Source organism: Clostridium niameyense, assembly GCF_001243045.1.
GTDB classification, from domain to species: domain Bacteria; phylum Bacillota; class Clostridia; order Clostridiales; family Clostridiaceae; genus Clostridium_F; species Clostridium_F niameyense.
The window spans coordinates 1,883,227-1,895,147 of record NZ_LN849007.1 but is presented as its reverse complement, the minus strand read 5'-3'; the positions used below and the strand labels follow the sequence as shown (position 1 = coordinate 1,895,147).

Here is an 11,921-nt window from a genome sequence, read left to right as displayed (position 1 = left end):
GATAAATTGAGTAATATTTTATTAGTTGAGGATGATATGGCTTTAGCCATTGGCATGGAATATACCTTAAATCAAGAAAATTACAAAGTAATGAAAGCTAAAAGTTTAAAAGAAGCTAGAGAACTAATTGAAAAGGAAAGATTTCATTTAATTCTTTTAGATTTAATGTTACCAGATGGAAGTGGATATGATTTTTGTAAAGAAGTTAAAGAAAAAAGAGATATTTCTATAATATTTATAACGGCTTGCGATGAAGAAGCTAATGTAGTTTTAGGTTTAGATATGGGCGGAGATGATTATATAACTAAACCTATTAGAATAAGAGAACTTATATCAAGAATAAATGCAGTCTTAAGGAGAAAATCTGAAATAGAAATTAAATCAGAAGAAAATTTATCCAAAGAAAAAAATAATAAAATTATATGCGATGATTTAGTAATAGAACCCTTAAAAGCTAAAGTATCAAAAAATAATGAAGAAATTATGCTAACGGCAGCAGAATATAGATTACTTTTAATATTGATACAAAATAAGGGCAATGTTCTATCTAGAGATATTATATTAGAAAAGCTTTGGGATGTAGATGGAAATTTTGTAGATTCTAATACTTTAAATGTGTATATAAAAAGATTAAGAGAAAAGATAGAGGAAAATTCTAAAAACCCCACATATATAAAAACTGTTAGAGGAATTGGTTATAAATGGGGTGAATAAAAGAGGTAATAATGATGAGGGGATATTTTAAAAATCCAGAAATTAAAAGAATGACTTTAGAATTTAGTTTTGTATTTATAATTTTTATGATTCTAAGTTGTGTTGTACTTAAAGTTCAAATAGATCAAGTTAATGAAAATTATATAGAACAAAATACTTTAATAGTAGGAAATATATTATCTACTCATCCTGAAATGGAGAAAGAAGTATTAGATTCTATAGTGCTGAAAGATAAATCAAATTATGATTTAGGTAAAAAGATACTTAATCAATATTCTTATGATAAACAATTAAAAATATATAAGAATCCATTGATGGTTAATTGTTATAAATATTTTTTGCTGAAAGTATTATTAATATTAATATTTTTTTCATTAACTATATATATATTAGTCATTAACAAATTTATAGGATTTTATAAAAAGGCAAAGTTTTTTACTAAAGCATCAGAAGAAATTGTAGAAGGAAATTTTGAAAAATTTAAGGATGAAAATAAAGAGGGGGATTTTTACATATTATCTCTGCAGTTTAAATTAATGGCAAATAGGTTTTATGAGTCTCTACAAAATTTAAAAAGAGAAAAATTGTTTCTTAAAAATATTATATCAGATATATCACATCAACTAAAAACACCTCTATCATCACTTATAATGTTCAATGAACTTATGAAAAATGAGAATATGCCTAAAGAAGATAGAGATAATTTCTTAGATTTAAGTGATCAGCAACTTAAAAGAATGGAATGGCTTATTATAAATCTTTTAAAAATAGGAAGATTAGAAGCTGGAGTTATAGAGTTTAATATGATTAAAAATCCCCTTTACATAACTGTAAATAAATCATTAGCAGGACTTATACAAAAAGCTAAAGAAAAGAGTCAAGATATAATAGTTGATATAGATAAAAGTGTATATTTTAAGCATGATATGGATTGGACGGGAGAGGCACTTTCCAATATTATAAAAAATTCTATAGAACATACAAAGGATAATGGAAAGATAGTTATAAGTTGTGAGGAAACTCCTATATCAATATCTATATTTATAAAAGATAATGGTGATGGGATTCCTAAAAAAATACAAAAAAAAATATTTAAAAGATTTTATAAAGGAGAAAATTCTATTAATCCTTGCAGTATAGGTATAGGATTATCTTTAAGTAAGTCCATTATAGAATCACAAAATGGAAGTATATCAGTTGAAAGTGAAGAGGGAAGAGGAACAGAATTTGCTATAATATTTCTTAAAACTATAATATAAAATGCTATGTTTTTATATTATATAGTATGTGCAAAAATGAGAGTAATATCATAATGATACTACAACTATATCATTATGATATTTTTTAAGTGAAAATTCTAAAATCCAAAAGTTTTTTAATGTGGCACGTATATTGCTATATAATATATATGGGGTATTTATTTTATAATTGGAAAGTTTAAATTTATCATAAGTATTTCAGTATTTAATAAAAAGCCTAAAAAGATTTCATTAATATATATCATTTAAAGGGTATTCAATAATAATTGTTGAATACCTTTTTATATGTTTTTAATAGAAATAATTTAATGATAAAATATAAAAAGGAGGGTGATAGTTTATGGATAAAAATGTTAAGTGGGTAAGAGAACAGAAAGTTATAAAAACAATGCAAAGTCTTAAAGAAAATAATATGAATGCTTATTTAGTTAATGATAAAGATGAACTTATAGCTCAAATAGAATCTATAGTAGAAAAGGGAGCTAAGGTTTCTTGTGGGGGTTCTATGACTTTGTTTGAAACAGGAGTTATAGATCATTTAAAATCGGGAAGATATAATTTTTTAGATAGATATAAAGATGGATTAACTAAAGAAGATATAAAGAACATATATAGAGAAAGTTTTTTTTCGGATGCTTATTTTGTAAGTTCTAATGCAATAACTGAAGATGGAGAAATATATAATGTGGATGGTAATGGTAATAGGGTAGCTGCTATGCTATATGGTCCAGATAAAGTTATTATAATAGTTGGAATAAATAAAATAGTTAAAGATATAAAGGAAGCTATAAGGAGAAATAGAACAGAATCAGCTCCTGCAAATGCCAAGAGATTAAATAGGGAAACTCCTTGTAGTAAGGTTGGTTATTGTATGGATTGTAAAAGTAAAGATAGAATATGTAATGAATACACATTGATAAAAAGACAAGTTAATAAAGATAGAATACATGTAATATTTTTAAATGAAGATTTGGGATATTAATAATATAAAAGTAGGGAGGGATAAAATATCCCTCTTTAACTGTTTAAGACTCCATTATCTTTTAAGTCATCAATTGGTGCTAAAACTGTTTTATTAGTAGATAAGTTTTTCACTTTAGCCATTTTAGAATTTTTATCTACAGCTTTTATAACAACAGGTTCTTTTTTGCAATACACATCAACATTTCTAGAGTTAATTAAATCAATGGCTCTATTAAGATCCATTAGAAACACTCCCTTTATAGTTTATAGATTTAAATTGTAATTTAATAAAGTATATATTTATTTTTAGCGTAAATTTTTAAATTATGTGTAAATAATAGTTGGTATTATTTAATAAAAAGAAAAATAAAATATTCATAGAATTTTTATTAAAATAATAGTAATATTTAATTATATAATTATTTAGTAACAGAGTAGGCAAATATGCGTTAAGGTTTAGAGGACGGGAAGTTGTCTCTAAAAGAAAAGCTTAAATTAAGTTTGCGATATATTGCCGCATTCCGCTGTTACATTAGAGAGCCAATTTAAAATAATTAGGTAAAAGAAGAATAAAACACTTCTTTCTCTTTAGTGTAACCTGGTGGAGAAAAAGGAGGTGTTTTATTTTTTTGTTTAATTAACTAAAATTTATTATTCATTTTATAAATTTGTGTTAGGAGGAGAATAAATGAAGAGAAAGATGGAAGTCAGGGCTTTAGTTACATGCGGAATTTTAATAGCTATTGCTGTATTATTAAGATCATTTTCTATAATGGTTCCTATAGGTGGTGCTGGAGCTATGAGAATAGGCTTTGCAGGTGTGTTTATAAAACTACCAGCTATACTTTTTGGGGCCACTATAGGTGGAATGGTATCTGGTACAGTTGATATATTAGCTCATTTAATTTATCCTAAGGGAGCATATATACCTTTTTTAACTATAACTAGTATAATAAGTGGAATATTAACAGGTCTAATATGGAATAAGGTTAAAGATATGGATGTAAGGAAAATAGAAAAATCATATCCTATATTTTTTGCAATTTTAGGGGTAGTAACAGTAATTATTCATATGATTATAATATTTTCAAGTAAGAGTTCTTTAATTAAAATTAAAAGTGCATTTGAGAAGAAATATTTATTTTCATTAATATCTATAGAAGTAATAGTTGTTTTGGCCTTTATAGTATTTGTGTTAAATATAAAGTTAAAAAACAATAATATTTTAAAAAACATATATGAAAACTATATGAAAATCATAATAACTATAGGTATACCAAGAATAATAACCACAACAATAAATACATTTATTCTTTTGATGTTTATACCAGCACTTCAAGGAAAAAATTTTATGTTTTTATGGGTACCTAGAGTAGTAGAGAGTATATTTATGATAGTATTTGAGTCTTATTTAATTTCTTTATTGTTATCTGCTTACAAGTCTATGAATTTTGTAATAACTAAATAGAATAATCAGTTTATTGTGGAGGATATTTTATGAATTGATAGAATAGATAAATATATGAATAAAATTTTATAAAATAAAGAGGATGATTCTATGAAAGTAGTTGTTATAGGACCAAGAGGAAAAATGGGAAAGCTTGTAGTTAAGGCTTGCGTTGATAATGAAAAGTTAAAATTGGTAGGTGCAATAGGACCTAAAGGCAGAGATTATATAGGTGAAGATGTAGGAGTAGTTTCAAATTTAGGTAAAAATGTAGGTTGCAAGGTTTTGGACAATTTACAATCAATTAGGGATTATGATTGTATCATTGATTTTACCGATACCAAGACATCTATGGAAGTGTTTGAAAAAGCATTAAAAGCTAAAAAAGCTGTTGTTTGTGGTACTACAGGTTTTTCACCACAGGAGATAAGTAGAATCAAAGAAATTTCCAAAGAAATACCTGTAGTTTTGGCAGGAAATACTTCTATGGTAGTAAATCTTATGTATAAGTTAGTTGAGATGGCAGCTGAAACTATAGGAAATATATCTGATATTGAAATTATAGAGATGCATGATAGATACAAAAAGGATGCGCCAAGTGGCACATCTTTAGAAATTGGCCAGGTTTTAGCTAAGGCTTTTAATAAGGAATTGAATAAATTAGCTGAATTTGGAAGATATGGTTCAGGGGAGAGAGAGGACGGAAAGATAACCTATCACTCTTTAAGAGCTGGAGATATATCAAGTAGTCATACAGTTATGTTTGGTCTTATGGGTGAGAGATTAGAAATAACTCATCATGCCCATAATTGGAGATGTTTCGCTAATGGTGCTTGTAAGGCTTCTTTATATTTAGAAGATAAAAAAGCTGGTTTATATACTATGAAGGAAGTGTTAAATTTGTAAAAGATAATTTATTAATCTAAAAAAATAAATTATCTTCTTCATATTACTATAAGTAAACATATAATAGTTTATTGTGTTTTAGAAATCGACGGACCTTTAATTTTGCATTATTAGATAAGTTAAATATAAAACCTAAATTATATGTAGGAAGCTTGAGTGATTGGATAACTTATAAAGATAATATTAAATATCTGAAATAAAATAAAAAGGTGAACTTCATTAATTAGAAAAAGTAAAGTACAAGTACATAAAATGAAGTTCATCTTTGATTTATGAATGGAAAAATTCATATTAATAAAAAAAATATTTTATACAATGGTAGAATTCTTAAAAAACCTTTGAATTCAACAATGAAAACGGTTAAAACTTTGTTAAATATATTTGTATAATTATAACGATTATTAATGAATATCTGAATAAATATACATTTATTAGAATTAATATTAGAGGTGATTTGCTTGATTCTTATAAAAAACGCTAATATTCATGGAATGAATGGTAAAGTTTGCAAGAAAAGTTGTATACTAATTAACAATAATACAATAGAAGAAGTTGGCGAAAATATTGATTTATCTAAAATATATATAGAAAATTTAGAAGTTATAGATGCTAAGGGAGCTTTTGTTATGCCTGGAATGATTGATGCTCATTGCCATTTAGGAATGGTAGAAGAAGGAATTAAATTTGAGGGAATGGATTTAAATGAAAATTCAAGCCCAGTAACACCACATATGAGAGCTATAGATGGTATAAATCCTAAAGATACTTCTTTTTATAAAGCGATAAAAGCTGGTATAACTACGGTTATGACAGGGCCAGGTAGTTCCAATCCTATAGGTGGGCAATTTGCTATAATGAAGACAAATGGTATTTGTGTAGATGATATGATTGTAAAACAACCTGCAGCAATAAAAATAGCTTTTGGGGAGAATCCTAAAATTACTTTTGGAAAAAAGTCAAATATACCTATAACTAGAATGGGTATAGCGGCTCTAATAAGAGAAACTTTGTTTAAGGCTAAAAACTACAAAGCAAAAAAAGAGAGAGCCTTGAGGGAAAATTTATTTTTTGAAAAAAATATAAAAATGGAGGCCTTAATGCCCGTATTAAAAAAAGAAATACCATTAAAAGCCCATGTGCATAGATCAGATGATATATTAACAGCTATTAGAATAGCAAAAGAATTTGATGTAGATATTACATTAGATCATTGCACAGAAGCACATTTAGTTTCAGATTATATTAAGAAATCATCTTTTCCAGTAATTTTAGGGCCTAATATTAGTTTTAATGGAAAAGTTGAAACTAAAAATAGAAGTTTAAAATCTTCAATATTATTAAAAGAAAAAGAGATTGAATTTGCATTAATAACAGACCACCCAGTAGTTCCAATAGAATATTTACCGTTATCTGCAGGACTTCTTGTTAAAGAAGGTCTGGATGAGGAGGAGGCTTTAAAAGCTATTACTATAAATCCTGCTAAGATTTTAGGAATTTCAAAATTTTTAGGAACTATAGAAAAGGGGAAAATTGCAGATATAGTTATATATGATGATAGTCCATTAAAAATAACATCTAAAAACTTATATACTATTATTAATGGGGAAATAGTTTATCAATATAATTGCTAGATTTTAATAATTAATTACTAAAATTATATAAACCTTTATACAAACTGACAGAAAAAATGCATTTTTGTCAGTTTAATTTTAATTAAAAATATATGAGAATATTATATTGTTATAATGTTAACAGAAAACATTTTCATAATACATATTTTTAAATATTCAGAATTTTAAATAAATATGCTTAAAGTGGATGAAAAGTTGATATAAATATAACAATATCTAGATATAATCAAAGAAAATAAGAGAAAATCAATAGTAAAATGAATAAATGAGTGTTAGGAGTATGTAATTAAGGGACAAAATAAAAATTTCTGAATTTATTTAATTTTGAAATTTGAATTTTTATGATATAATAACCATAAAAATTATGCATGAATTTTAAATGTGAATTTAAATAAGGGGGACAAAAATGAAAAAATCATCAACCAAAGATTTTGTAGTTATTGGTTTTGCACTCTTTGCTATGTTTTTTGGAGCTGGAAATCTAATCTTCCCTCCATATATGGGGAAAGCAGTTGGAACCAAAGCACCAATTGCAATGATAGGATTTTTAATTACTGGTGTAGGATTACCATTGAGTGGAATTATAGCTTGTGCTAAAATTAATGGAACTTTCTCGGATATTTCAGGAAGGGTTGGTAAAGGTTTTTCAGTTATAGCAACTACAGCATTGTTACTTGCCATAGGACCAATGCTTGCAATACCTAGAACCGCAGCAACAACTTATGAGCTTGCAGTTCATCCTATATTCCCATCAATTAGTCCTTTTATAGCAGTTTTAATTTATTTTGCTATAGTATTGGCTTTTGTTTTAAGGCCATCTGGAATAGTTGATAGTATAGGTAAAGTTTTAACTCCAGCTTTATTGGTTATGTTAGCAATAATAATAATAAAAGGTATAATATCTCCAATAGGACCTGTAGTTAATACTAATTTTGAAGGTGCGTTTTCAAAATCCTTGCTTGAAGGTTATCAAACAATGGATGCTATGGCATCTGTAATATTTGCATCTATAATTATTTCTTCAGTAAGATCTAAGGGGTACAAAAAGGATTCGGAAGTAATCAAAGTTACTGTTAAATCGGGGTTAGTAGCAGTACTTGGATTAGGGTTTGTATATGGTGGACTTATGATTTTAGGAAGTCAAACATCTACATTATTTACAGGAGAAATAGGTAGATCAGCTTTAGTTGTTGAAATAGTTAAAAGAGAATTAGGAAATGCGGGAACTATAATTTTAGGAGCAGCTGTTGGGTTGGCCTGTCTTACTACTGCTATAGGACTTGTATCTACAGGAGCAGATTATTTTAGTAGATTAAGTAAAGGAAAAATACCTTATAATGCGTTTGCTATTATAATAAGTGCCATAAGTGCTATGCTTGGAGTTGGCGGAGTTGAAAAAATAGTTGGATTTGCAGTACCAGTATTACAAGTTTTATATCCAATAGTTATAGTATTAATTATTTTAACATTAGCTGGTAGTTTAGTTAAAAATAATAAAGTTGTTAGAGCAACTGTATATGTGACTTTAATAGTTAGCATATTAGATACATTAAATCTTTTAACAAATGGTAGTATTGGTTTATTAAAATCAATAGTTGGATTTATGCCACTAGCTAGTGCGGGTTTTTCATGGTTAGTGCCATCTGCTATAGCTTTAGTAATATCTACTATAGTTTATAATAATAAAGAAAAAGAAGCATTACAAGCAGACTCTTAATATTAACATTACAAGCATTTTGCATTTTTGCAAAATGCTTTTTTATTGCATAAAAAATCTATGAAGAAAGCAAAATAAGTGTGGAGGTGTTTTTAATGAATAATAATTTGAGTCAAAAAGAAAGAATGCTTTTAGAAGATCAAAAAAGTCATGAACAATTGTGTATAGAAAAGTATACTAATTATGCAAATCAAGCCCAAGATCCACAATTAAAACAAATATTTTTACAAAGTTTAGAGGATGAAAAACAACATCTAAACACTATAAACCAAATGCTAAATGGTCAAGTGCCTAATTTAGCTATGGAAAAATCTAAACAACAAAACTCAAATAAAAATATGAATGCTCAAATGCCTAGTAATAATACATCAGCAGGTTTAAATAGTAAATCAGATAAGGAACTTTGTGAAGATATATTAATGACAGAGAAATATGTATCCTCTACATATGATACTTCAATTTTTGAATTTACTAATACTACATTAAGAGATGATTTAAATCATATACAAAAAGAGGAACAGAACCACGGCAAGGCAGTATTTGATTATATGCATAGTAAAGGTATGTACAATGTAAAATAATTAAATTATTATAACGTAAAATTTTTATATAATATTACTATAGAAATAGGCTGTGAAAAAAGTGATTTTTACACAGCCTTAAAAATTATAAACTATTTTTCATTATATTATCGTATCTATACATTCCTACAGGATTTATTTGAATTCCTAATATATTTTTGTGACTTGCTATAGCAGATTTAGGATGATATAGGAATATCCAAGGTACATCCTCTATAATGATATCTTGAATTTCTTTATAAACATTTTTTCTTTTTTCAGGGTTAACTAACTTTTTAGCTTTGTCTAATTTTTCTATTACTACAGGATTATTATATCTTGCTATGTTTGACATATTGCTTATATTAAATAATGGTTGAAGGAAATTATCAGCATCACCGGAATCAGCTACCCATCTACTTATAGCCAAATCACATTGTGTGATATTATTTAGTTGTAAATATTCTGAGGAATGAACTTTTTTTAATATACATTCTATACCTAAATCCTCTAAATCTTCAACTATACATCTAGTTATTTTCTTAAATGTAGTTTTATCATCATCCCTTACCAATATTTTTAATTTATCTCTATTTTTATTAAATCCATTTTTAAGAAGTATATCTTTTGCTAAAGATTTGTTGTAAGAAAAACCAGTTAAATAAGAATTATCAATAATACCAGGAGGAATAGGACCCTTAGCTTCTTCGCCCATTCCATATAAAACTTCATTTATAATTCTTTTTTTATTGATAGCTAAATTAAGTGCATATCTTGCTTCTTTATTTTTGCAAAAGAAAGAAGTAGAATTTAAATTAAAACTTGCGTAGCAGGTGGACATTATACTTTGTGTAGTTATAGATATGGAATCTGATGATTTTATATTTTTAATTTGTTCTTCATTTTCTAAAGCAATAAAATCTAAATTTTTATCTAAAAAATCCTTAGTTGAATTTTCAGAATTAAAATTTATTTTTATTTTATCTGTATAAGGTATTCCATTATAAAAATTTTTGAAAGCACGTAGTATACAAAAAGAATCAGTATGATCGTCTAATATATAAGGTCCACATCCTATCACGTTACCTTTTTTTATTTCATCTTTATCTAATATAGAACAAAATGATAATGCTAAATTTAATAAAAATCCACTATAAGGGTGGGAGAGTTTTATTGAAATTCTATATTTATCCAATACTTGTATGCCAATTACTTCATTTGAATATCCATTTTTAAAATCAGAACATCCATTTATATATTCCAATACCCAAGAATTCGGAGAATTTAATTTAGGGTCTAACACCCTTTCTAAAGAACATTTTACATCCTGTGCGATAATTTCTTTTCCGTTGTGAAAAGTTATACCCTTTTTTAAATTAAAAATCCATGTTAAATTATCTTTCTCTAAATGCCAATTTTTAGCTATACCAGGAGAAATTTCTCCATAGGAATCTATTGTTAGTAAGCTACTATGTATATTACTTAAAATAAGACTACTATAAAAATCATAGCTCATGGCAGGATCAATATATTGGAGTTTTTTACTTAAGTAAGTGTTTAAGGTTATACTACTATCACCTTTTGTAATATCTAAATGATTTAATAAATTATTATTAATAAGTTTTAGATTTTGGGATACTTCTGATAAAGATTCTAGTGAAGTTTTACTATAATGGGCATTTAAAGAAGCCAGTTCTGTTATAAACATTAGTTTTTCGGAATCAGAACTCATATCTTCTGTAGCGCTTATTACATTTTCTAAATGTTTAACTTGCTCCGTAATAGCATCATTGATTTCCTTAGATACTTTAGTACTAGATTCTATAGAATTTATTATAGTATTAAAGGCAGACATAGTTTTATTGGCTATCTCAGTACCTTCATTTACCTTTTCCATAGTTTCATCTATAGAATCTATAGTTCTATCAATACTAACATTTATATCTTTTATACTATCGGAAATATAGGCTATGGATTCTACACTTCTTTGAGCCAGTTTTTTTACTTCTCCAGCTACTACTGCAAATCCTTTACCATACTCACCAGCTCTTGCAGCTTCTATAGATGCATTTAAAGATAAAAGGTTTGTATTATTTGCTATATCTTTAATGATAGTTAGCATATTATTTATATTTTCAGCTTTAAGATTAAGTTCATTAACTACATTTTTTGAGGAATTCATAGATTTTCTTATATCGCTCATTGCATCTATAGTATTTTTTACAGCTATGCTACCTTCTTTAGCAACGATTACAGTATTTTTAGAAATTTCTTTAGAGTTTTCGGTACCAGAAAAAACTTCCTCAGACATAGAATAGTAATTGTTTATTTCTTTTGTTACTTTTGCTATAGAATTTATTTGTGCTTCAATATAATTACCAATATTTTGTGTCATTTCTATTAATTCTTCAGTAACAGAATTTGTTTCTAATATTTTATTATTTATTTTTGTTACTATTTTTTCTTGATTATTTGTTAATAAATATAAAATGTTATTTTTATTAACTATATGAGTATCTTTCTTTTTGTTATCTAAACTAGTATTTATTTTTTTATAAGACTTATTTTTATTAAAAAACATTAAAAAACCCCCCATTTTACTTAATAAATAAACAATTATAATTATCATTTTAGCTTATTTAAAAAGTTAATTAAAGTACTTATTTGTAATATTTTTTATAATAAAACATTTTATGGTTTAAAAATGTAATTTTGGTCAAATAA

Annotated in this window: 10 protein-coding genes and 1 riboswitch; of the genes, 8 read left to right on the top strand and 2 right to left on the bottom strand. The window is 26.3% G+C overall.

Annotation, left to right across the window (positions count from 1 at the left end; genetic code table 11):
* Positions 1-6 precede the first annotated feature (6 nt).
* The 3 genes from BN1711_RS09950 (at position 7) to BN1711_RS09940 (ending at position 2,955) form a co-directional block, all read left to right on the top strand.
* On the top strand, positions 7-714 hold the full coding sequence (locus BN1711_RS09950) for a response regulator transcription factor (protein WP_050608001.1): 708 nt from the start codon (positions 7-9) through the stop codon (positions 712-714).
* 14 nt (positions 715-728) lie between these two features.
* Positions 729-1,973, top strand: coding sequence for an ATP-binding protein (locus BN1711_RS09945; protein WP_050608000.1), 1,245 nt, complete (start codon positions 729-731; stop codon positions 1,971-1,973).
* A gap of 340 nt (positions 1,974-2,313) precedes the next feature.
* On the top strand, positions 2,314-2,955 hold the full coding sequence (locus tag BN1711_RS09940; RefSeq protein WP_050607999.1) for a lactate utilization protein: 642 nt from the start codon (positions 2,314-2,316) through the stop codon (positions 2,953-2,955).
* A 35-nt stretch (positions 2,956-2,990) separates the two neighbouring features.
* On the opposite strand, the gene BN1711_RS09935 is transcribed toward BN1711_RS09940, so the two are convergent.
* Positions 2,991-3,179: an H-type small acid-soluble spore protein gene (locus tag BN1711_RS09935; RefSeq protein WP_050607998.1), complete on the bottom strand. Its 189-nt coding sequence runs from the start codon at positions 3,177-3,179 to the stop codon at positions 2,991-2,993.
* Between the two features lie 185 nt (positions 3,180-3,364).
* Positions 3,365-3,465, top strand: a riboswitch (THF riboswitch).
* A gap of 159 nt (positions 3,466-3,624) precedes the next feature.
* On the opposite strand from BN1711_RS09935, the gene BN1711_RS09930 reads away from it, so the two are divergent.
* The 5 genes from BN1711_RS09930 (at position 3,625) to BN1711_RS09910 (ending at position 9,218) form a co-directional block, all read left to right on the top strand.
* The gene (locus tag BN1711_RS09930) at positions 3,625-4,404 is read left to right on the top strand and encodes an ECF transporter S component (protein ID WP_050607997.1); all 780 of its coding nucleotides are present in this window, start codon (positions 3,625-3,627) and stop codon (positions 4,402-4,404) included.
* Between the two features lie 90 nt (positions 4,405-4,494).
* Positions 4,495-5,289 carry a 4-hydroxy-tetrahydrodipicolinate reductase gene (gene dapB, locus BN1711_RS09925; protein WP_050607996.1) on the top strand — a complete coding sequence of 265 codons (795 nt, stop codon included), beginning with the start codon at positions 4,495-4,497 and terminating at the stop codon, positions 5,287-5,289.
* Positions 5,290-5,747: 458 nt separating this feature from the next.
* Entirely contained in the window at positions 5,748-6,920 is a 1,173-nt protein-coding gene (locus tag BN1711_RS09920; protein WP_050607995.1) for an amidohydrolase, read from the top strand.
* A gap of 406 nt (positions 6,921-7,326) precedes the next feature.
* A complete protein-coding gene (brnQ, locus tag BN1711_RS09915) occupies positions 7,327-8,637 on the top strand; it encodes a branched-chain amino acid transport system II carrier protein (RefSeq protein WP_050607994.1) in 1,311 nt (436 codons plus the stop codon).
* A gap of 95 nt (positions 8,638-8,732) precedes the next feature.
* The gene (locus BN1711_RS09910; RefSeq protein WP_050607993.1) at positions 8,733-9,218 is read left to right on the top strand and encodes a spore coat protein; all 486 of its coding nucleotides are present in this window, start codon (positions 8,733-8,735) and stop codon (positions 9,216-9,218) included.
* A gap of 85 nt (positions 9,219-9,303) precedes the next feature.
* Here BN1711_RS09910 and BN1711_RS09905 read toward each other — a convergent pair whose 3' ends face one another.
* Complete coding sequence (locus BN1711_RS09905; protein ID WP_050607992.1) at positions 9,304-11,778, bottom strand: ABC transporter substrate-binding protein; 2,475 nt, start codon at positions 11,776-11,778, stop codon at positions 9,304-9,306.
* Between the last annotated feature and the right edge of the window lie 143 nt (positions 11,779-11,921).